Consider the following 21,189-nt stretch of genomic DNA (forward strand, 5'->3'; position numbering starts at 1 on the left):
CCGACATCCCGCCCAGTATCACGGTCTCGTAACACATTGGCGCACAGGCGAATACGTGTCACCCGTAACGACGATGTTGTGGGCTGGACCGCCTGGCGACCACTTCCTGACGGTAGGTGGGTGGCCCGTTGCGGGCAACCAGACGCGCCAGGTGCATAGTGAACGCAAATTTTCTTTGTGAGCACCCAGGCATGGCCACCCATGGCGTGACGAAGGTCACAGGTAGGCGCTGCGGGTCAGAACCCCGACCCGTGCACCTCGTGCCCGGGTACCTCGGCGGCCAGCCCCTGGTAGGCCTGCTCGACGGTGGAGCCGTGGTTGATGACGGCATCGACCTCGCGCGCGATCGGCATGTTCAGCCCCAACTCGTTGGCGAATTCCATGATCACACTGGCGGCCTTGACGCCTTCGGCGACCTGGTTCATCGAGGCGATGATCTCGTCGATCGTCTTGCCGGCGCCCAGTTGTTCGCCGACGTGACGGTTGCGGCTGCGCTGGCTGGTACAGGTGACGATCAGATCGCCGAGGCCCGCCAGCCCGGGAAACGTTTCGGGGTCCCCGCCCATGGCCACGCCCAGCTTGGTCATCTCGCGCAGTGAACGGGCGATCACCAGGGCGCGGGTGTTCTCGCCGATGCCCAGCGAATACCCCATGCCGACGGCGATGGCGAACACGTTCTTCAGCGCCCCGGCCATCTCGACGCCCACCACGTCGTCGGTGGTGTAGACGCGGAAGCGCCGGGTGCGGAACAGGCCGGACAGCCGGGTCGCCAGATGCTGGTCGGGCATGGCCAGCACCGCGGCGGCGGCGTAGCCCTCGGCGACCTCGCGGGCGATGTTCGGCCCGGCCAGGATGCCCGCCGGATGCCCGGGCAGGATCTCCTCGATGATCTGCGACATCCGCATGTTGGTGCCCTGCTCGAGACCTTTGACCAGGGAGACCACCGGCACCCAGGGGCGCAGTTCCTTGCTCAGTTCGGTGAGTACACCGCGGAAGCCGTGCGAAGGCACACCCATGACCAGAACGTCGGCACAGTTCGCGGCTTCGGCGAAATCGGTGGTGGCGCGCAGGGATTCGCTGAGCACTACCTCGTCACCGAGATAGCGGCTGTTGCGATGGTTTTCGTTGATGTCCTTGGCGGTGTCCTCCGAACGCACCCACTGCAACGTCGGCCCGCGGCGCGCGCAAATGGACGCGACGGTGGTACCCCAGGACCCGCCACCGAGGACAACGACTTTGGGTTCGCGCTTGTCAGCTGGCATGTTTGTCACCCTATTGCGGTAACCGGGCATTTCCCAAGGATTCACCCGGGATACCTACGGCCACGAGGCGTGGGACTTCGTCGTCCCTTGCCGCGGTGTCCGCGGCGACGGATCGTAGGGGGTCGGAGCTTGATGGTGAGGAGGGGACGATGTCGGGACGACGCCGGGCGAAGACGCTCGCGCTGTTGGCGGCTGCCGCATGCCTGGCGCCGGCGGGGGCGCCTGCGATGGCGTCGGCCGACGGGGGCCGGCCTCAGTCCAACCCGGAGGAAAGGGCGGCCGCACTGATCCGGCCCGCCGTCATGGTGCTGGGTGCGCAGACGTATGGCCTGGTCAAGCTGCCCGACGGCAAGACGCTGTCCCTGTTCGGCGAAGGATCCAGTGCCCCCATCATCGCCACCTGGACGTGCACGGCCTTCGTTGTCAATCCCGACGGCTGGGTGGCCACCGCAGGCCACTGCGTGGATCCGGACACCGCCAGACGGCTGATAATCACCCGGGCGGCGACCGAATACCTGCGGCAGTTCCCCGACTCGCCGGTGGGGCACGACCCGCTGGTGGTGGCCGAATGGCTGTCGCGTGGCGCGACAATCGTCGGAAACGGGCCAGGGCAGAGTCCCACCGCCAGTCTCACCCTGATATACGGCACCGGGACGAAGGTCACCGACAAGGTGCCTGCCAACGTGGTGGATTTCCGGCCGTTGGGCAAGGGCGACGTCGCGCTGCTCAAGCTGGACAAGCACAACCTGCCGTCGTCCGAACTCGCCACCGACGCCGAAGTCAACATCGGTACTGCGGTGCTGGCGGTGGGCTACCCGGAAACCACCCAGCGGGTGACCGGTCGGACGCTGGACCCCACCAACAAGAGCGGCAAGGTCAGCAAGAAGTCCAGCATGGAATCCAGCCCGGTCTATGAAATCGACGCCGCGGTGGCCGAAGGCATGAGCGGGGGTCCGACTGTCGACCTGTCCGGCCGGGTGATCGGTGTCAACAGCTTCGGACCCGTCGGCGAACCGCAGGCCTTCAACTTCGTCGCCCCTGCCGACGGCCTCGCGTCGCTGATGGCGGCCAAGGCCGTCAAGTCCACGCTCGGGGCTGCCGACCAGTACTACCGCACGGGCCTCGCCCATTACTACGCGGGCCAGTACACCGACGCGATCAAAGATTTCGACCAGGCCCTGACGTTGTCGCCGGATTACCCCGGCCTGGTCGACCTCAAAGCCAGCGCGGCCAACCTGCGCCAGCAGTACGGCGATGTGTCGACGCTACGCGGCTCAAAACTGTTGTGGTACATCGTGGGTGCCGCGTTGTTGGTCCTGGTGGCCGGCGGTTTGGCGGCCAGGGTTTGGGCGCGCCGGCGCCGCGACGCCGGGCTGCACGAAGCCGGCGGACCCCGGCCGTTGGAACTCGTTGCTCCGCAGCGGCTTTCGCCGGGGGAGCCGCATTTCTGCGCGCATTGCGGAGCCCAGCACCACCACGCCGAGAAGTTCTGTCCGAACTGCGGCGAGAAGATTGTGCAGGGCGAATCCGCCTGACCGGGTCAGCCGGCCAGCGCCGCCCGATCCCCGGCCCGCCCGAACGCCATGGCTTCCTCGATGCGGTCGAACCGGTAGTCGATGGCGTCGGCGAAGTAGTTCTGCCGGACGTTCCAGGGCCGTTTGGTACCCGACTTGGGCAGCGCGTGCAGCGCGCGTCGCACGTAGCCGGCCTGGATGTCCCAGGCCGGCTTCTCCGCCATCTGCTGACCGCCCAGATGTGGACTGGCGTGGGTGTAGCCGTGCGCGGACATGTACTCGATCAGTTTGGCCGTCGCGCGGGCGGTCATGTCGGCGCGCAGCGTCCAGGACGCGTTGGTGTAGCCCACACACCAGAACAGGTTGGGTACGTCCTCGAGCATGTGCGCCTTGTAGACGAAGCGTTCGGTGGGATTGATCGGGGTGCCGTCGATACTCAGGCTGGCGCCGCCGAGGGCCTGCAGTTGCAGGCCGGTAGCCGTGACGATGATGTCGGCGTCGAGATGCTTGCCGGATTTCAGCGCGATCCCGGTGGCGTCGAAATGGTCGATGTGGTCGGTGACGACTTCGGCCTTGCCGTCGCTGATCGCCTGGTAGAGGTCGGCGTCGGGAATCAGGCACAGCCGCTGGTCCCACGGGTTGTAGTTGGGCTTGAAGTGCACGTCGACCGCGTAACCCTCGGGCAGGTTCTGGATCGCCTTGCGGCGCAGCAGCCACTTGACGTATCCCGGCGTCTTGCGGGACAGGAACCAGAGCACCGCTTCGGTCAACGCGCTGTAGAACCGGATCACCAGGTGAGCAGCCTTGCGCGGCAACAACTTCCGGCTGATCCAGGCGACCTTGCCGTATTTGGATGCCGAGATCATGTAGGTGGGGGAGCGCTGCAGCATGATCACCTTGCCCGCGCGGTCGGCCATCGAGGGAATCAGCGTCACCGCGGTGGCCCCGCTGCCGATCACCACCACTTGCTTGCCGGTGTAGTCGAGGTCCTCGGGCCAGTGCTGGGGGTGCACCACGGTGCCGCCGAAGTTCTCGATGCCGGGAAAGTCGGGCGTGTAGCCCTCGTCGTAGTTGTAGTAGCCGCTGCCGAAGAACAGGAACCGGCACCGGCACTGCTGGGTGGTGCCCTGATGTTCGAAAGTGACGGTCCAGGTGTCGGTTGCCGAATCCCAGTCGGCGCCGCGCACGTAGCTGTTGAATCGGATGTGCTGGTCGATGCCGTACTTACGGGCCGTGTCGGCCAGGTATTGGCGGATGTGGTCGCCGTCGGCGACGCCCTCCTCACGGGTCCACGGCTCGAACGGGAAGCTCAGCGTGAAGATGCTGCTGTCCGAGCGCACCCCGGGGTAGCGGAACAGGTCCCAGGTGCCGCCGATCTGCTCGCGGCGTTCCAGGATCGTGTAGCTGATCGACGGGTTGCGCTGCTTGATCCGGTACGCCGCGCCGATGCCGGAGATGCCGGCTCCGACGATCAGCACGTCGACATAATCGACTTCGGCGGGGGTGTGGGCGGCTTCGTGGGAAGTCAGGGTCATCGTCTGAGAACCTCACTCGATGTCGGGGACGCGTAATCCAGAGTAGGCACCCACCGGTTGGTTGGGCCAGGGACCTTCGACTCTGTCGCCTCCGACGGCCCCGGAAGCTAGCGGTAGTTGACGAACTGCAGCGCCACGTCGAGGTCGGCCTGCTTGAGCAACGCCTGGACGGCCTGCAGGTCGTCACGCTTCTTGCTGGTCACCCGGATCTCGTCGCCCTGGATCTGCGTCTTGACCGACTTGGGGCCCTCGTCGCGGATCAGCTTGGTGATCTTCTTGGCGTTCTCGCTGTCGATGCCCTGCTTGAGGGTGCCGTTGACCTTGTAGGTCTTGCCGGACGCCTGCGGCTCGCCGGCGTCGAAGGCCTTCATGGAGATGTCGCGGCGGATCAGCTTCTCCTTGAACACGTCGACGGCGGCCTTGACCCGCTCCTCGGTGGACGAGGTCAGCTCGATGCCCTCCTCGCCCTTCCACGCGATCTTGGTGTCGGTGCCGCGGAAGTCGAAGCGGGTGGACAGCTCCTTGGCCGCCTGGTTGAGCGCGTTGTCGACTTCCTGCCGGTCGACCTTGCTGACGATGTCGAATGATGAGTCCGCCATTGCGGTGTATCCCTCCTTCGGTACTGGCCGTTTGTGCTCTGTCTACCCGGTCGTTGTACCCTGCTAGGCGGCAGGTTGCCCGAGCGGCCAATGGGAGCGGACTGTAAATCCGTCGCGAAAGCTTCACAGGTTCGAATCCTGTACCTGCCACCACCAGGTCTGGCCATGTGTCTGCCTTGCGCAGCCGGTTTGCGCTGCACCGTCGTCCGCGGAGCGTCCGCAGTAGTAAGCCGGCCGGATCGCCGGTGATCTAACGGGCTGTCACGTCACCCACCGGGGTCATCGCCCGATCCGGTCCAAGTACGCGCGCCGGCCGACCGGGTCGTAGTGCCCGGGCGGCCGCCTCAGTGTCGCAAGGTGTTTGACGCGCTGCAGCAGCGGCTCCGGCGTCACTTCTTCGATTAGACCGAACGGTGCCAGCCAGCGCGGCACGGTGACCTCGTTGCGTGGGCGGCGGGCACTGTCGGCGATCGCTGCGGCGATATCGGCGGGCTGCCGGGTCGGTAACAGATCCAGGGAGACCCCTGAGGTCAGCTCGGTGTGCACGGCGGTCGGGAACACGGTCGTCAGTGTGACGTGCGTTCCCGCGATCTCGGCTCGCACCGCGCGGGACAGCGCGGCGACGGCGTACTTGGTGGCGCAGTACACCGACATCCCGGGAGTGGTCACTTTCGCCGCCATCGAAGCGACGTTGACGATGTGGCCGTGATCTCGCTCTAGCATGCCGGGCAGGAATTCGTGCATCCCATTGATCACCCCACCGAGGTTTACGGCGACCTCGCGGTGGTACAGCGACAGCTTCTGCTCGACGAACGGCCCCATGTACTGGATGCCGGCATTGTTGACCAGCATCGCGACGGGTCCGTCGGCGCCCGCCGCGGTGTGGAATGCGGCGACGCTGTCGGGATCGGTGACGTCCAGATGCACAGCGTGAGCGCCGATCCGCGCAGCGGTGCGCCGCGCTTCGTCGGCGTCGAGGTCACCGATCCATACCCGGGCACCACGGCGAACCAACTCCTCGGCGGTGGCGGCGCCGATGCCTCGTGCGCCACCGGTGACGCACGCGATCGCACCCGGTAGGCCGATCATGACGCGTCGGAAGTTTCGTCGCTGAACTCCCGCAGCGCGAAGTAGGCGATCAGCCGTACCTCGCCGTCGGGCATGGTGAGCAGCGCCCGACCCAGATACAGACCCGGCGTCAATTCGACGATCTCGTCGCGAGTGCGCTTGATGGGGAAGGTGCGCACACTCGGGTTGCGGTAGGCCGCAACGGAATAGTCCAGGGCGCGCACTGTGATGAACGGTGCGACCGCAGCCGTGCCGAGGTGGTGGTTGAAGTGAAAACCGTTGAGTTCCTTGCCGACACGGCGCAGGCCCCGGTAGCCCGGTGCAATGATCGGCATCACCCACTGGGCGATCGGTGCGAGCCGGTTGAATCCGGTGTCGCCGGCACGATCGAAAGTTTTGCCGCGCCAGGTCGGCTCGATCTTGAGCAGCGGGTTGGCCAGGTGTGCCTCGGGGATGCCGAACAGCTTGCCGACGATCAGGCCTTCCAGAGCACCGTCGATCTGTTCCGGTGCATCGCCGCGACCGAACAGTGCTGCGAGCTGGTCGTCTCGTCCGCGGTTGCCCAATTCCCTGAGGTAGTCCCAGCCCTGCCGTTGTGCCAGAAGCGGCGCAACGCGCGCGAGTTCACGAAGCTCGCGCAGCACGGATGTTCCGGCGTCGCCGGCCGTCGCCTCGGCAAGCGGAGGGACCTGGGGGGAGGTGCGCACGATTTTCCTTCCTATTTCTGGCACGATTTAGTACCAGAATGATCTGGTCCGGAACGGTGCCAGATGAGCCGGAGCGTTGTCAAGGGAGGTGGGACGACGAGAAAGTGCGACGATCGTCCGGTGCCCGATGCCACCTCCCGTCCGTACGCCGGCCAGTCGGCAGACGTCCGTCGGCGGGATCGCAGAGCCCGGCTGACCGCAGCCGCGCTTGACGTCTTGGCCAATGGCGACTGGCGAGCCATCACCGTTGACAAGTTGTGTACCGCAGCCGGGTTGAACAAGCGCTACTTCTACGAGAGCTTCTCCGACCTCGACGCGGTAGCCGCGGCGGTGGTGGACGACATTGCCGAGCAATTGCGCGTGGTCGCGCTGCAGGCCACCGCGTCCACTGTGACCGAGCCGCTGGCGGTGCAGGCAGTAGCGGCGGTCAGCGCACTGGTGAACACGCTGGCCGATGATCCGCGACGCGCGAAGGTGCTGCTGGGAGCGGTGGCCTTATCGCCCGCACTGCAGCGTCACCGCGAGGACATCATGAGCGGCCTGACGGGGGTGCTCGTCGAATATGCCCGTACCGTGCACGATGTCGAACTCGAACGCGATCCGTTGGCTCAGGTGGCGCCCGCGTTCATCATCGGCGGCACCGCCGATGCGATCCTGGCGTTCGTAGAAGGCCGGGCCAGAGTCACCAAAGACGAACTGGTCCAGAGCATCGCGACGCTATGGCTGATCACGGGTAACGGCGCTGCGCAGGTGGCGCAGTCCCGACGGGAGTCCTAGAGGGACGCATCCACGATCGGCAGCGTGAACCCCGCTCGGCGGGCCGGGCATTGAGGTCGCCGAGGGGATGTCCGTCCGGCCGTTCCACCAGACTGCGTGTCCTTGACCGTTGTCGTCACTTGCCCTTCAATCTCTGGTGCAGGATTCGGACCATGCATCGCAACGGATCCGTCATTCTGCGCACGTCTCTCGGCTCTGATGGGTGCGGTGACGAAAGCTTCAGAGGTATTCGAAGCAGTAATCGGAAACCGGTGCGCGACGGCAGAATCGGCGCGTGCCCGTCATGGTCTGCGGCCGGTAGAACAGCGCCTCTCCCTGAGAATTGATGAAGTAGGTTCTGGAGTTCGACTTGCGGTTCTGTTCCAGGTCGAAGTAGAGCCGCACGGCTTTGCCGCGACGCGCGATGTCTTGGTTCCAACGATCGAAGGCCGCGCGCGTCACCGAGGTGACGGCGGCGTTTCGTGACTTGGCTTCGGTGATGATCCGAACGACGTGAGTGGCGATCGCGTCGACCCACTGGAACCACGCGATACCTTGATACCCGAGGGCGCCAACCAGATCCCAACGATTGGGCAGCTCCGGACGCGCACTTCCGTTGTACGACCGTATTCCGTTGCGCCGGTACTCGTCGGCGAGGTCGAAGCCGTGGCGGCCAATGATGGTGCCGGGGCGGTAGCTCTCCGGGTCGATGAACAGGTCGTAACCGGTGGCTGTGACCAGTAGGTCGGCGGGATACTCGGTGCCGTCCACGGTGCGAACACCGTGGGCGGTCACACGGTCGATCGCAGTGGTAACCAGGTGTGTGGTCGGATGGTTGAACGCCCGCACGTACGCAGTGCAGATCACCGGGCGTTTGGCCTGCAGGCCGGACTTTGGCACCAGCGCTTTGCGAGTTGCCTTGTCTCGCAAAGCTACCAGCAACCAGAACCGGAAGAGGAGCCGATAGAAGCTGTCGTACACCGACATAGCGTTGCGGGTGAACGACTCCGGCAGCCGGGGCATGATGTGGAACAGCGGGACATATTGGGAGTCCATCGCATAGTCGCCGACAGCGACGATGGCACGCAGGACGCCCGGTATGCGCAGCATCTTGTTCAGCCAGCGGGGCATGGTGAAGTTGATCTTGGGCAGCACCCACGTCGCGGTGCGCTGAAAGACGTGCAGCGAAGCGACCTTGCCCGAGATCGCGCCAGCGATCTGGGCGCCGCTGGAGCCGGTGCCGATAATCGCGACGTTCTTATCCGTCAGGTCATACTCGTCGTCCCAGGCGTTGGGCCGCAGCACGGTTCCTTCGAAATCGTCCAGGCCCTCGAGGTCCGTCGACGCCTTGGCGTTGAGATACCCGCCCACCGCATTGATCACATACCGCGAACGCAGCGTCTCGCCGCTGCGCAGACGCAAAGTCCAGGTGCCGGACTGATCATCCCAGATTTGTTGCACCACCTCGGATTCGGTGCGTATGAGCGGCGTCAAACCTAACTCATCGACGGTCCGGGTCAGGTAGTGGTACACCTCCACTCCCGGAGCGAAGAATTTCGACCAGTTCGGGTTGGGCGCGAAGGAAAACTGGTACCACAGCGACGGTATATCGACTTCCAGGCCAGGGTAGTGGTTGTCGCGCCAAGTGCCGCCAATGTTCGACGCGCGCTCGAGGATCAGTAGGTCAGTGATTCCCTTGCTGCGCAGGTGATAGGCCGCCGTGATGCCGCCCAGTCCAGCGCCAATGATCAAGACCTCGGCGTCGAGTTTGCCCTCGCCGTCGGCGATAGTCACGCGCGGGCTCCGTCAGGGCCGGTGAGATCGGGACCTGACAGCGGCGTCTTCGCCGCAGAACGACGCGAAATCCCAGCCATAGTTACCTCCGCCGGTCCGTGTGCGTCAGGGGGGTCGTGCCCGGATTGCTCCGATGCCAGCCTTACCATACATAATTACGATAGTGTATGGTATGAGTGATGTCGAGGCCCCAGGCTTCTACCGCCTCGGCCCGCACTCAGTACTGAGTTCCCAGGCGATCGAGTATCGTGCAACACCGCCGGGGGGTCACTCCAGCACCGAAACTACAACCTGCGCAGGGTTTCCCGTAGGCCGATGCGGACGTAACTCGCAATCGTGTTTTGTCCTGACGAGCGCGGCAGCCGATCTCTTTCCTCAGGGCGACGTCAGCGCGCATTTTTCAGACCCCGAACCATACGTCTTATCGCCAGCGTATGGCCACGAGCTGCGATCCGGCCGCATCGGACGCCAACTCTCGCGACTGCGACCTTAGATAAAAGGCTGTGCGGGAACATATCTCGCTTTGCGGGTGGCGGCCGTCCGACGCCCACTTGTTATGGGCATACAGATCTGTCATAGTGTGTGTCTGGGTCAGTTGGATCGCCCGGAGTGAAGGACTAACGATGTCGGCCAGCCTGCTCGTTTTCAACAGTCCGCTACGTCTCGGCTGGAAAAACAACGCGGCGGAAGCGTTGAATCTGGGGCTGTTCGCGGTATTCGCCTGGTATTCGATCGTCCAGTTCCGTCGCAATAACCGTGTCTACGCGTTTGTCATGGTGACCGCGCTGATCTACGGGGTATCGCTAGAGCTGATGGGGATGGCGACGGTCAATCTGTATACCCAGGGGCCGTTCACGGTGATGTTGAACTTCCCGGTCATCCCGCTCTTCGAGGGCACCACAGCAATGCCGCTTTACGTCAGCATCTACTACCCGGTGATTTTCATGACGGGCTTCAAAGTGCTCGAGGGGCTGGGTATTGCCACGCGATGGAGGGCCGCCGTTGCGGGCGGCCTTTTCCTGATCTGCCAGGAGGCGCCCTTTGTCATACAGGGCGGACTCACCGACGTTCGATGGTTCACATGGCGTCACGATCCGATGTTGCAGTTCTTCATGGGTTGGCCGCTGGTGGACATGTATTGGCAAATCACTTGGGGCACAGTGTTTTTCTATCTTGTGCTGAGAGCGCGCGCCAACATCGACGGTGCGGCGACAGCGCAGCGGTGGTCGACGGGAAGGGCGCTGGGGCTATGGGCTCCGGTAGTGGCCGCCGCTGTCATCGTTGTGGGGTGCATACTCTTCGCGCCGATCATCCTCGCAAAGGTCACGATCGGGCGGCACTGGCCGGTGCTGGCGGTGTTGGTGGCTGGTTATCTGGTCGTGACGGTGACGGCGTTGCGCGCCGCGCAACCCCCGTCGCGGCGCATCCAGGGCGTGACCCTCGGCGTCGTTGTCGCCTATGTCGGAACGTTCGCGGCAATGGTCATTGCCAACGCGGTACATGAGGAGGGGATCACCGCCTACATGGTCGTGCAGACCCTCGGATTGATCGGTGTCACCGCCCTGGCAACCTTCCCGTTGTGGTCCCGGCAGGACTCCGAGGCTGGCGACTCGGTCGGGGTGAAAGCGCAAGGCGCGCAGCACTCGAGCTGAGTGCGTGTCGAAATGCGGCTCCGACGCCGTGGCGTCAACCCTGTGCAGTCGAGCCGGTTAACGTCTTTGACCGCAAGAACTTTCACTGCTGTGGACCGGCATCGGATTGGTGAATGCTTTGCCGCGCACCTAAGAATCCGGTGTTCGCCGTCACCGCACAGAGCGCGGGCCTGTTCGGCGGGGAGCAGCCGTCGGGTTGAGCGAGTTTATGGTCTGGGCGAGTCGCGGATAGATCAGCGCGGGTCCCAGTGTCCGGGTGAGGAAACCACGAAGGGCCGATGGACTGCGCGGCGGGTCACCGCGGTCCATGCAAAACGATTGCAACAGGCGCAGGGTGAACTCGCAAAGCTCGTCGAGTGCGGCGTCGTCAAAGCCATGGGCCTCCCAGTCGACGTCGTACCGATCGAGCATTGCCCGGCCAAAAGCCGTGCTGGTGTCGGACGTGATCGAGTGTGCGAATCCCCCCATTTTGGGGGTCGTGAGCATGGCGACGATCGGATCGTCATCTGCGAGCTCTTCGATCGCGAATGCGACTCCCTCCACGATCGCACTCAGTGGAGTGGTGCGACCCTGCAGATGTCGGGTCAGCTTGTCGAGGAAACCATCTCCCGACCGCATCGCAGTCGCCACCTGCAGGGCCCGGGTACTGGGAAAGTAGCGATACACCGTTTGCCTGGTAACGCCGATGGCACGCGCCACGTCGGCGATCCGCATCGCGTTTCCGCGCTCGGCGATGATCTCATCGGCGGCATCAAGAATCCGGTTGATTGCTTCCTGCTCGGAGGTCGGTGTATTGCCCGACCACCCATGACTGCGCACCAAGATTAACCTCATCAGGCGAGAAGTTAGTGGCCGGATTCTATCGGCCCTGTCATCACATGATGTGGCCAGCCGGTGGTCGCCGTTAAGTCGCGGCTACTGTCCTGGTGAGTTTGCTATGCAGATGCCAAGCCAACCACGTGTTACGACAGCTGCGGCAGCACCTCCGTCGCGAACAGCTCAAGCTGCGCCAAGTCGCTCATGTCGGCAGGCTGCGCGTACACCCGCTGCACGCCCAACTCGCCCCACGGGCCCAGCTTGTCGACGATCTCGCTGGGCGTGCCGACCAGCGGGCTGTTGGACCGCATCTCGTCGACCTCCCGGCCGATCACCGCGGCGCGCCGGGCGATCTCGGCCTCGTCGCGCCCGGTGCAGAGCACGAATGCGCACGAGTAGACCATCGAGCCGGCCGCCCGCCCGGCGGCGGCGACCGCATCGGCCACCCGCCCGAACTGGGTTCGCACCACGTCCATCGGCGCAAAGGGCACGTTGAATTCGGCCGCGTACTGCGCGGCCAGCGCCGGAGTCCGTTTGGCGCCGGTGCCGCCGATCACGATCGGCGGATGCGGGGCTTGCACCGGTTTTGGCAGCGCCGGTGAGTCAACGATGGTGTAGTGCTCACCGGTGTAGTCGAACGTCTCACCCGCCGGCGTGGTCCACAGGCCGGTGACGACCGCGAGCTGCTCGGTGAGCCGGTCGAACCGTTCCCGCACCGGGGGAAAGGGTATCCCGTAGGCTCGGTGCTCAGCTTCGAACCAGCCACTGCCCAAACCGAATTCGACTCGGCCGCCACTCATTTCGTCGACTTGGGCCACCGCGATCGCCAACGGCCCCGGGTATCGGAACGTCGCCGACGTCACCAGCGTGCCCAACCGGATCGTCGACGTCTCGCGGGCGATCGCGCCGAGCGTCACCCACGAATCGGTCGGGCCCGGCAGGCCGTCGCCGCTCATCGCCGAGTAGTGATCGGACCGGAAGAAAGCCGCAAAACCGAGTTGCTCGGACGTTTGGGCGACGGCCAGCTGGTCGGCGTAGCTGGCTCCTTGCTGGGGTTCGACGAAGGTGCGGAATTCCATTGGTCCCACTGTAATCGGCTGCGCCGCAACGGTATGAATTCAGGGGGTACGGGTGTTCTTGGGCTCGAGATCGGTGAACTTGACGCTGACGCGCTGGAAGCGTTTGACCCGTTCGGCTTTCGCCTTGCGCGTGTAGGTCTTTCGGTCAGCGGTCGTGAGGTCGGCGTCCTCGGTGAACGGAGTGAGCAACGAGCGCGGATGCAGCTTCTCCACCAGGACCACGTTGATCTCGGCGCACAGCACCAGCGTCGAAGACACCAGAAACAGGAATGCGAGCAACCCCAGCACCAACGCGAAGACGCTGTTGGTCGCGCTGGCCGACTTCACCACATGCCCGATATAGCCGGCGCCGAACCACTGCAGAACCTGCCAGACGAAAGCAGCGGTGACGGCTCCCGGCAGCACCTCGCGGTAGCTGAGGTCGCGCACGGTGGTGACGCGGAACGCCACCAGACAGATCAACGCGTTGATGCCCACCGCGATCAGGGCGACACCGATCCGGCCGAAACCGCCCAGCGACCCGGCGGCCTGGCCGATCGCCGAGACCAGGGTGGCCGTGATCGCGGCCGTGCCGAGCACCAACAGCAACAGCAAACTGTGCTTACGTGACCGGATCGGATCGCGACGGGTGTGTTTGGGCACCGCCCATACCGAATCCATGGCATTCTGCACCGCCTGACCCACGTTCAGACCGCCGTAGAGCGCGCCCAGAACACCGACCAGTACTGCGACCGTCCCGCCGCTGAGATGTTCGGGTTGGTGCAACTGGCTGCCGATGACGGGAAATTGGCTCAGCGTGCTGTCGAGCACCCGCGCCTTCAGGTCGGGCCGGCCCGCCAGCACCACGCCGAGGCCGGTGGTCAGCAACAGCAGCATCGGGAACAGCGCCACGAACGCGTAATACGTGATCAGGGCGGCAAGGTAACCGCCCTGGTCGTCGATGTACTTATAGACGACGGCCACCACCGCACCCAGCGCTCGGTTGCGTTGCTGCAGCCTGTCCAGCCAACCGACCATCGCCGATCACTTCGTTTCCGCGGACGCCATCCCTTTTGCAGGGCTAACGGGGGGCTACCCTCGTTCGTCGCGCGTCAATCGCCGAGCTGCTCACACCGTCGCGCGGTCGCGGCCGTCCCAGTACGGCTTGCGCAGATCCTTCTTCATGATCTTGCCCGTCGGGTTGCGTGGTAACTCGTCGGCGAAGTCGACGGACTTGGGACACTTGTAGGCGGCCAGCCGTTCGCGGGCGAACGCGATGATCTCCTCCTCGGTGGCCTCACCCTCAAGGGAGACAACGGCTTTCACCACCTCACCCCACCTGTCGTCGGGGACCCCGATGATCGCGACCTCGGCCACCGCCGGGTGTTCGGCCAGCACCTGCTCCACCTCGATCGAGTAGATGTTCTCCCCGCCCGAGATGATCATGTCCTTGAGCCGATCCTCGACGAAGATGTAGCCGCCCTCGTCGACGCGCCCGATGTCGCCGGTCCGGAACCAGCCGTCCTCGGTGACCGCCTCGGCCGTCGCCTCCGGCTTGTTGTGGTAACCCTTCATCAATTGTGGTGTGCGGAACCATAATTCACCCTGCTCACCGGCGGGTACGTCTTCGAGCGTGAACGGGTCGACCACTCGCACCTCCGCGTTGGGCACCAGCGTGCCCGCGCTGCCGAGCCGTTCCGGGTTGTCTTGCGCGCGGTGCGCATCCGGCAGCAGGTGGCTGATCACGCCACACACTTCGGTCAGTCCGTAGGCCTGGATGAAGTCGGTGTTCGGCCACGCCTCCAGCGCGGCTCGCAGCAACGGCAGCGGCATCGGCGACGCGCCGTAGGAATACGTCTTGAGCGCCCCGAACAGTTTTACGGCGTCCTCGCCGGACTCGAGCACCTTCGCCAGCACGGCAGGCACCAGGAATGTTCGGTTGGCGCCCTTGAGGATTGCGCCGGCCAGCGTCATGCCGTCGACGTCGCGCGTCATCACGCTGGCCACGCCGTCGTGAATGCCGAACTGCACATAGGACGATCCGCCGACATGGAACAGCGGCATCGACACCATGCTCTTGTCGCCGGGGTCGAACTCGAAGCCCTCGTGCGCGTTGATCGTGTGCGCGATGATGTTCGCCTGCGTCAGCATCACGCCTTTGGGGCGGCCGGTGGTGCCCGAGGAGTACATGATGATGCACACGTCATCGGGTTCGACGTCTTCGGACCGGCCGACTGGAGTGGCTCCGGCCAGCAGCGCCTCGTATTCGTCGCCGTCGCCGCCTTCCGGTGTCACCTCGATGATGTGTTCCACCTTGGTGAGATCACCGCGGATCTTGTCGATGCTCGGCTTGAACTCCGAGCCGACGATGAGCACCTTGGCTCCCGAATCGTTGAGGACATAGTCGAGTTCGTCGGCGGCCAGCCTGAAATTGATGATGGCGTTGGCCGCCCCCAGCGACGCGGCGGCGATGGTCAGCTCGACACACGCCGGGTGGTTCTTGTCCAGAAACGCCACCACGTCGCCGCGCTTCACGCCGAACTCGGTCAACGCACCCGCCAGCCGGCGGACCCTGTCGTTCCACTGCGCCCAGGTCCAATTCCGGTCCAGGTAGTCCATCGCCTCCTCGTCGGGCTTGGTGGCGGCCCAGTGGGCCAGGCGTTCGTCGAGGAAACGGGGATCGGCTAGGTCAGACATGGGATGAGCCTTTCATCAGTGAATGCGGGCGCTGCCACCGAGGCCGACTTCCAGCACACTGCCGGTGATGACCCCGCGGTCGGTGACCAGGTACACCACCGCGCGGCTGACATCTTCGGGCTCGATCCAGGGCTGCGGAATCGGGTTAGCCTTCATCATCCGGCGCACCAGTTCGTCGGGGACGTCGTCGCCGCCCTCGGGCTGGACCATCGGCGTCCGGGTCGTGGTCGGACACACGACGTTGATGGTGATGCCCTCCTTGGCGACCTCCAGCGCAGCGGACTTGGCCAACCCGATGACACCCCATTTGGTGGCGTTGTAGGCCGCCAGTTCGGGAATGCCCATCCGCCCGCCCATCGAGGAGGTCACCACGATCCGACCGAACCGCTGGCGGCGCATCACCGGGATGGCGGCACGCAATGTGTGGAAGACACCGGTCAGGTTGGTGTCGAGCAGCTGCTGCCAGATGGTGTCGCTGACCTGGTCCAACGGCCCGGTACTGACGACGCCGGCGTTGGCTACCACGATGTCGAGGCTGCCCAGATCGGTCACCGTCTGCTCCACGGCCGTGCCCACCTGCGCCGCGTCGCGCACGTCGACGGTCAACGGCACGCAGCGCCGACCCAGTTCTTCGACCAGTTTGGTGGTCACGCGCAGATCGTCCTCGGTGCCCAGCGGGTAGGTCAGGTCCTGCATCGGCCGTGGCGCATCGGCGACGACGATATCGGCGCCCTCGGCTGCCAGCGCCAGTGCATGGGTGCGGCCCTGCCCGCGCGCCCCTCCGGTGATCAACGCGACCCGTCCATCCAACGCACCCATAACCCGTCAGGTTAGCAGTAGCGCCTGGTCACGAAAACACTTGCAGCGCGCGCTGTTTAGCACCGCCGAACGACTACGGCAGCGGCCCAGCTAGAACCAGGGCCCGGGGTAGTGGCCGTCGGTGTCGCGGGCCAGCAGGATCTCCCGGCAGTCGCCCTTCTGCTCCGGTGCGGTCTCGCCGCGACAGACCAGCGTCCAGTCGGTGATCCGGCCGAACGGCCGGTCGGTCCAGTTGGTCGCCACCGGATTGGTGGCGGGCAGGGCAAGCACCGAGAAGCTGCCGTCTGATTTGGTGATGTAGAGATGGCCGCCGAAGAACGCCAGTTTGGTGATCGGCTGCTTCTTGGCATCGTCGCGGCTGACCAGCAGATCCCAGTGCTGGGTACGCAGATTCCACACGCCGTAGCCGAATTGCGAAGTGTCCGAACCGCGTCCGTCGACGAAGAGGTTTCCGTCGGACAAGGTCGCGGCCAGGCTGCCACCGGAGATCCGGTCGGTGTCACCGAGTTTGAGGACGGAGCGCGAGGCCAGGTCGAAGAACATGGTGGACGTCACCGATGGACTCTCCGAATCCCGGTGTGTGATCTGCACGAATCTGTCTGGTCCGTCCGACAATTCGCTGTCCACGCTGATAACGCCGTTGTCTTGGAAGACGGGTTCGCCGGTGGGTAAACGCAATTCGGCACCCAGCGCATTGCCGACCTGGGTGCTGGGCAGGGGGCTGGGCTCGGTGCTGCGCTGGAACGCGAGAATGTCCTGCCAGATGCGTCCGGGCTGTGCGTCGTCCCACAGTGTCGACAGATCGGTGTTGGACAGGACTACCGTTTTCGGTTGCGTCGCCGCTCCGCCCGCGTCGGTGTAGGGGTGTAGCCATGCCACGCCGGTGGTGGTGGGGGCCAGTCGCCATTCCTTGGGCGCGGCGAGTCTGAGGTCTGCGGGCGGTTGCAGTTCTCTGGTCGCCAGCGGCTGGCTCGACTTCAGGTCGACCACGTAGGCCGTGGTTTTGGTGACTTGAGGCTGCGGTCCTTCAGCGGGCTTGAGCGTGTTGACCAGGTAGACGACTTTCATGTCGGTGACATTGTTCGACAATGCGCAGATGGCGCCCGTGACGGTTTCGCCGGGGGCGATCGCAGGGATGGCGGGCATTATCAAATCCGCGGTGTTGGGGTCCAGGACTTTGGGCCGGATATCGTCGAGTGCGGATTTGCTGGCTGTGAAGTCGGTGGGGCAGCCGAAGTAGACGGTTCCGCCGTAGGTTTTCCAATCTTTGGCCAACGGGCTGATGTGCGGGGGAGGCGGCGCGACCGAGTTGGCCGCGGGTGTCGACGTCGGGATTTTGGTGCTGCCGGGCTGCGCGTCGGGCGGTTTCACGGTCGCCGAGGTGGCGCAGGACGCGCAGGTCAGGGCGGCGACCACCGCAGCCAGCGCACCCGCGCGTCTGGACGCGAACAGCCTGTTCGGCACACTCATCAGCGTTCCCCCCGCTAAGTCCTGTGTGTTCTGAGCCTAAAGCGGGCGCCAGGTTACGGCGAATCGAGCAAATTCGCGGGTTTTGCCTCGGTGTTCTCCGAGTTTGCACGGATGTTTTGCCGTCGAGGCTGCGCACATGCTGGCTAGCATGAGCGCAGATACGGTGAATTGGAGCGACCTGGGCGTGAACGAGCTGCCGACCGGAACGGTGACGCTGCTGCTCGCCGACATCGAGGGGTCGACCCGACTGTGGGAAACCCAGCCCGAGCAGATGGCGTCCGCCGTCGCGCGGTTGGATCGCACGCTGGGTGATCTCGTCACCACCCACCACGGCGTGCGCCCGATCGAACAGGGCGAGGGTGACAGCTTCGTGATCGCCTTCAGTCGCGCCGCCGACGCGGTGGCCTGTGCGGTCGATCTGCAGCGGGCCCCGTTGCAACCGATCCGGTTGCGTATCGGCATGCATACCGGCGACGTCCAGCTGCGCGATCCGGTGAGCGGGGATGCGAACTACGTCGGGCCGGCGATCAACCGGGCCGGCCGGCTGCGTGATCTGGCGCACGGGGGACAGACGGTGCTGTCCAGCGCGACCGAGGCGATGGTCCTCGACAACCTGCCCGCGCAGGCGTGGCTCACCGATCTGGGCACCTATCGGCTTCGCGATCTGCCGCGCCCGGAGCAAGTTCTGCAGCTGTGCCACCCGGAGCTCGGTAACGAGTTCCCGCCCTTACGTACACCGAAAACTGGTGCAGTACATAATCTTCCAGCGCAGCTGACCAGCTTCATCGGGCGCGGTGAACAACTGGCCGAGATACGGCGCATGTTGGGCACCAGCCGGCTGGTGACGTTGACGGGTGCCGGCGGCGTAGGGAAAACCCGGCTGGCCATCGAGGTCGCCGGTGGGTTGGCCACCGAGCCGACGGGTGCGCTGTGGTTCGTCGACCTGGCGCCGATCGCCGATTCCGACATCGTGGCGATCGCCGCGGCGCGGGCGCTGGGCCTGCCCGACCAGCCGGGCCGCTCCACCACGGAGACGCTGGTGGGCTTCATCGGGGACCGTCAGATGCTGATCGTGCTGGACAACTGCGAGCACCTGTTGGACGCGACGGCGGCGCTGGTGGGGGCGCTGCTCAGCGCGTGCGCGGGGCTGCGGTTGCTGGTGACCAGCCGGGAGCCGATCGGCGTGGCAGGCGAGGCGATCTGGCGGGTGCCGTCGCTGTCGCTGAACGACGAGGCGGTCGACCTGTTCGTCGACCGGGCTCGACTGGTCCGGCCCGAGTTCCGCCTCGCCGACCAGCGCGACGTGGTCTGCGACATCTGCAGTCGGCTGGACGGGATGCCGCTGGCCATCGAACTGGCGGCCGCGCGGGTGCGCGCGCTGTCCGTGGACGAGATCCGCGACAGCCTGCACGACCGTTTCCGGCTGTTGACCGGCACCACTCGCGCCGCGGTGCGGCGTCAGCAGACGCTGCGGGCTTCGGTCGACTGGTCGCACGCGTTGTTGACCGAATCGGAACGGGTGCTGTTCCGGCGACTGGCGGCGTTCGTCGGCGGCTTCGATCTGGCAGCGGTGCGTGCCGTTGCCGGGGGTAGCGAGGTCGAGCGTTACCAGGTGCTCGACCAGCTCACCTTGCTGGTGGACAAGTCGCTGGTAGTTGCCGAAAGCCCTAGTGGTGCAACGCGATACCGGATGTTGGAGACGGTGCGCCAGTACGCGCTGGAGAAGCTCGGTGAGTCGGGCGAAGGTGACGACGTACGAGCGCGTCACCGTGACCACTATCTGGAAGTCGCGGCGTCGCTGGAAAACGGGGCGGCCGATCAACAGCAGATCGACCGGGTGGCTGTCGAGATCGATAATCTGCGTGCGGTTCTCGCCTGGAGCGTGGACCAGGGTGACAGCGACAGCGCCTTGCGGTTGGCGTCGGCGCTGGTGCCGCTGTGGTTGATCAGCGGGCGGGTACGCGAGGCGCTGATGGCGTGGTTCGATGCGGCGCTGGGCCAAAATGAAGGCGCCGCAGCAACATCCGCGGTTCGCGCTCGTGCCCTCGCCGACCGCGCCCTGCTGCACACCTGGGCGATCGGGGTGGACAGCGCGACGTGGGCCGAACAAGCCGTGACGATGGCTCGCGAAATCGGCGACCCGGCGCTGCTTGCCCGTGCGCTCACGGCCTGCGGGGTGATGACCGCCTATGGTGGCCAAGACGGCCGGCAGTATTTCGACGAGGCGTTCGGTTTGGCCCGCCCGCTGGGCGACAAGTGGCTGATTGTCCAGCTGTTGGGGTGGCAAACGAACTTGGCTTTCATGAACGGTGACGTTCCGGCCGCTCGCAAGTTCGGAGAAGAAGGGGAGCAGCTGGCGGAGGTCGTCGGTGATCGCTTCACCCGCCGACAGTGTTGCAACTGGCTGGGCTGGGCTCGAACTGTCAGCGGAGATCTCGCGGGCGCGATCGACCAGCTGCGGGGCGTCGAAGCGGACGCGGAGGCGGCCGGCGACGGTATGTGGTGGACGGTGAGCAGGCACATGCTCGGATTAGCCCATGCGTACCGAGGCGACCTCGAGACCGCTCTGGGCATCTTCGACGAAAGTATGCCGATCCTTGCCGAGATGGGTGACCTTTGGCTCGGTAACGGCAACGGTGTGCACGCCGCGGCGATGCTGGCGGCGGGGGAGGTGCTCGAGGCGGACCGGCTGAGTGAATTGTGCCGCCAGCAGTTGAACGCTAACCCGATACACCAGTGGATGCACACCTATCTACGGGCCGAAGTCGCGCTGGCTCAGGGCGACCCGGCCGGGGCGCACCGGTGGGCTGATGAGTCGGTCTCGGTGTCCTCCGGCTGGTACCGGGTGTTGGCGCTTGAGGCCCGCACCCGGGTGGCGATCGCGCGGGGGGAATACGAGCAGGCCGAGCGCGATGCCCACGAGGCGTTGTCGCTGGCGGCGAATCTGGGCGCGTTGCTCGGAATTCCGGATATCTTCGAGCTGCTGGCGATACTCGCCGGCCAGGCCGAGCGGCGTGCTGAAGCGTGCCGGCTGTTCGGCGCCGCTGCCGCGCTCCGGCAGCGGATGGGCGCGGTCCGGTTCAAGGTGCACGACGCCGCGCCCGACGATGCGGTCGCTCGGTTACGGGATGCCTTCGGCGACAACGAATTCGACGTCGCATACGCCGAGGGCGCCGCGATGTCCACCGAGGATTCGATCGCTTATGCGCAACGGGGCCGCGGGGAGCGGCGCCGTCCGTCCACCGGTTGGGCGTCGCTCACCCCGACCGAGTGCGCCGTCGTCGGCCTGGTCAGCGAGGGACTGGGGAACAAAGCAATCGCCGCAAGGCTTTTCGTCTCGCTGCGGACGGTGGAGAGCCACCTCACCCATGTGTATACGAAGCTCGGATTGTCATCCCGGGTCCAGCTGGTGCAGGAGGCCGCTCGCCATTCGTGATAGACC

16 protein-coding genes and 1 tRNA gene are annotated in these 21,189 nt (G+C 65.2%); 5 read left to right on the forward strand and 12 right to left on the reverse strand.

All coding sequences use genetic code 11. The annotated features are described in order from the left end of the window. Positions 1–236 precede the first annotated feature (236 nt). A complete protein-coding gene (locus tag L6444_RS04460) occupies positions 237–1,262 on the reverse strand; it encodes an NAD(P)H-dependent glycerol-3-phosphate dehydrogenase (RefSeq protein WP_236980975.1) in 1,026 nt (341 codons plus the stop codon). Between the two features lie 149 nt (positions 1,263–1,411). Here L6444_RS04460 and L6444_RS04465 point away from each other — a divergent pair, with 149 nt between their 5' ends. Beyond that, positions 1,412–2,797 (forward strand): trypsin-like peptidase domain-containing protein, encoded by a 1,386-nt coding sequence (locus L6444_RS04465; RefSeq protein WP_236980977.1) that lies wholly within the window; start codon positions 1,412–1,414, stop codon positions 2,795–2,797. A gap of 5 nt (positions 2,798–2,802) precedes the next feature. Here L6444_RS04465 and L6444_RS04470 read toward each other — a convergent pair whose 3' ends face one another. Both L6444_RS04470 and L6444_RS04475 read right to left on the reverse strand, forming a co-directional pair. Continuing rightward, on the reverse strand, positions 2,803–4,311 hold the full coding sequence (locus L6444_RS04470) for a flavin-containing monooxygenase (protein ID WP_236980979.1): 1,509 nt from the start codon (positions 4,309–4,311) through the stop codon (positions 2,803–2,805). A gap of 107 nt (positions 4,312–4,418) precedes the next feature. Next, entirely contained in the window at positions 4,419–4,910 is a 492-nt protein-coding gene (locus L6444_RS04475) for a YajQ family cyclic di-GMP-binding protein (protein WP_236980981.1), read from the reverse strand. A 69-nt stretch (positions 4,911–4,979) separates the two neighbouring features. On the opposite strand from L6444_RS04475, the gene L6444_RS04480 reads away from it, so the two are divergent. Continuing rightward, positions 4,980–5,063 (forward strand) — tRNA-Tyr (locus L6444_RS04480). A 126-nt stretch (positions 5,064–5,189) separates the two neighbouring features. Here the strand turns inward: L6444_RS04480 and L6444_RS04485 are convergent. Both L6444_RS04485 and L6444_RS04490 read right to left on the reverse strand, forming a co-directional pair. Then, on the reverse strand, positions 5,190–5,999 hold the full coding sequence (locus L6444_RS04485; RefSeq protein ID WP_236980983.1) for an SDR family NAD(P)-dependent oxidoreductase: 810 nt from the start codon (positions 5,997–5,999) through the stop codon (positions 5,190–5,192). Then, entirely contained in the window at positions 5,996–6,685 is a 690-nt protein-coding gene (locus L6444_RS04490; protein WP_236980985.1) for a hypothetical protein, read from the reverse strand. Before L6444_RS04490 ends, L6444_RS04485 begins: the two co-directional genes overlap by 4 nt. Positions 6,686–6,805: 120 nt before the next feature. On the opposite strand from L6444_RS04490, the gene L6444_RS04495 reads away from it, so the two are divergent. Further along, positions 6,806–7,462: a TetR/AcrR family transcriptional regulator gene (locus L6444_RS04495; RefSeq protein ID WP_236980987.1), complete on the forward strand. Its 657-nt coding sequence runs from the start codon at positions 6,806–6,808 to the stop codon at positions 7,460–7,462. Positions 7,463–7,681: 219 nt separating this feature from the next. Here the strand turns inward: L6444_RS04495 and L6444_RS04500 are convergent, their stop codons facing one another. Then, positions 7,682–9,235 carry a flavin-containing monooxygenase gene (locus L6444_RS04500; protein ID WP_236980989.1) on the reverse strand — a complete coding sequence of 518 codons (1,554 nt, stop codon included), beginning with the start codon at positions 9,233–9,235 and terminating at the stop codon, positions 7,682–7,684. A gap of 623 nt (positions 9,236–9,858) precedes the next feature. Between L6444_RS04500 and L6444_RS04505 the strand changes: the two genes are divergently transcribed. Next, positions 9,859–10,887, forward strand: a complete 1,029-nt coding sequence (locus L6444_RS04505) for a hypothetical protein (protein ID WP_236980991.1) — start codon at positions 9,859–9,861, stop codon at positions 10,885–10,887. Between the two features lie 150 nt (positions 10,888–11,037). On the opposite strand, the gene L6444_RS04510 is transcribed toward L6444_RS04505, so the two are convergent. From L6444_RS04510 to L6444_RS04535, 6 genes are all read right to left on the reverse strand, one after another. Next, positions 11,038–11,706 carry a TetR/AcrR family transcriptional regulator gene (locus L6444_RS04510; RefSeq protein ID WP_236983803.1) on the reverse strand — a complete coding sequence of 223 codons (669 nt, stop codon included), beginning with the start codon at positions 11,704–11,706 and terminating at the stop codon, positions 11,038–11,040. 143 nt (positions 11,707–11,849) lie between these two features. Next, positions 11,850–12,782: an LLM class F420-dependent oxidoreductase gene (locus L6444_RS04515; protein WP_236980993.1), complete on the reverse strand. Its 933-nt coding sequence runs from the start codon at positions 12,780–12,782 to the stop codon at positions 11,850–11,852. Between the two features lie 39 nt (positions 12,783–12,821). Continuing rightward, a complete protein-coding gene (locus L6444_RS04520) occupies positions 12,822–13,799 on the reverse strand; it encodes a YihY/virulence factor BrkB family protein (protein WP_236980995.1) in 978 nt (325 codons plus the stop codon). A gap of 90 nt (positions 13,800–13,889) precedes the next feature. After that, positions 13,890–15,458, reverse strand: a complete 1,569-nt coding sequence (locus L6444_RS04525) for a long-chain-fatty-acid--CoA ligase (protein WP_236980997.1) — start codon at positions 15,456–15,458, stop codon at positions 13,890–13,892. Between the two features lie 15 nt (positions 15,459–15,473). Then, entirely contained in the window at positions 15,474–16,277 is an 804-nt protein-coding gene (locus L6444_RS04530) for a mycofactocin-coupled SDR family oxidoreductase (protein ID WP_236980999.1), read from the reverse strand. Between the two features lie 90 nt (positions 16,278–16,367). Next, positions 16,368–17,747 (reverse strand): hypothetical protein, encoded by a 1,380-nt coding sequence (locus L6444_RS04535; protein WP_236981001.1) that lies wholly within the window; start codon positions 17,745–17,747, stop codon positions 16,368–16,370. 148 nt (positions 17,748–17,895) lie between these two features. Between L6444_RS04535 and L6444_RS04540 the strand changes: the two genes are divergently transcribed. Beyond that, positions 17,896–21,183: a LuxR C-terminal-related transcriptional regulator gene (locus L6444_RS04540; protein WP_236981003.1), complete on the forward strand. Its 3,288-nt coding sequence runs from the start codon at positions 17,896–17,898 to the stop codon at positions 21,181–21,183. The last annotated feature ends 6 nt before the right edge of the window (positions 21,184–21,189 follow it).

This window comes from Mycobacterium kiyosense (genome assembly GCA_021654635.1).
GTDB classification, from domain to species: Bacteria; Actinomycetota; Actinomycetes; order Mycobacteriales; family Mycobacteriaceae; genus Mycobacterium; species Mycobacterium kiyosense.

What these genes read in the sequence shown, in the direction of transcription:
- L6444_RS04460 (WP_236980975.1), bottom strand. Translation starts at nt 1,262, where the DNA reads ATGCCAGCTGACAAGCGCGAACCCAAAGTCGTTGTCCTCGGTGGCGGG.
- L6444_RS04465 (WP_236980977.1), top strand. Translation starts at nt 1,412, where the DNA reads ATGTCGGGACGACGCCGGGCGAAGACGCTCGCGCTGTTGGCGGCTGCC.
- L6444_RS04470 (WP_236980979.1), bottom strand. Translation starts at nt 4,311, where the DNA reads ATGACCCTGACTTCCCACGAAGCCGCCCACACCCCCGCCGAAGTCGAT.
- L6444_RS04475 (WP_236980981.1), bottom strand. Translation starts at nt 4,910, where the DNA reads ATGGCGGACTCATCATTCGACATCGTCAGCAAGGTCGACCGGCAGGAA.
- L6444_RS04485 (WP_236980983.1), bottom strand. Translation starts at nt 5,999, where the DNA reads ATGATCGGCCTACCGGGTGCGATCGCGTGCGTCACCGGTGGCGCACGA.
- L6444_RS04505 (WP_236980991.1), top strand. Translation starts at nt 9,859, where the DNA reads ATGTCGGCCAGCCTGCTCGTTTTCAACAGTCCGCTACGTCTCGGCTGG.
- L6444_RS04515 (WP_236980993.1), bottom strand. Translation starts at nt 12,782, where the DNA reads ATGGAATTCCGCACCTTCGTCGAACCCCAGCAAGGAGCCAGCTACGCC.
- L6444_RS04520 (WP_236980995.1), bottom strand. Translation starts at nt 13,799, where the DNA reads ATGGTCGGTTGGCTGGACAGGCTGCAGCAACGCAACCGAGCGCTGGGT.
- L6444_RS04525 (WP_236980997.1), bottom strand. Translation starts at nt 15,458, where the DNA reads ATGTCTGACCTAGCCGATCCCCGTTTCCTCGACGAACGCCTGGCCCAC.
- L6444_RS04530 (WP_236980999.1), bottom strand. Translation starts at nt 16,277, where the DNA reads ATGGGTGCGTTGGATGGACGGGTCGCGTTGATCACCGGAGGGGCGCGC.
- L6444_RS04535 (WP_236981001.1), bottom strand. Translation starts at nt 17,747, where the DNA reads ATGAGTGTGCCGAACAGGCTGTTCGCGTCCAGACGCGCGGGTGCGCTG.
- L6444_RS04540 (WP_236981003.1), top strand. Translation starts at nt 17,896, where the DNA reads ATGAGCGCAGATACGGTGAATTGGAGCGACCTGGGCGTGAACGAGCTG.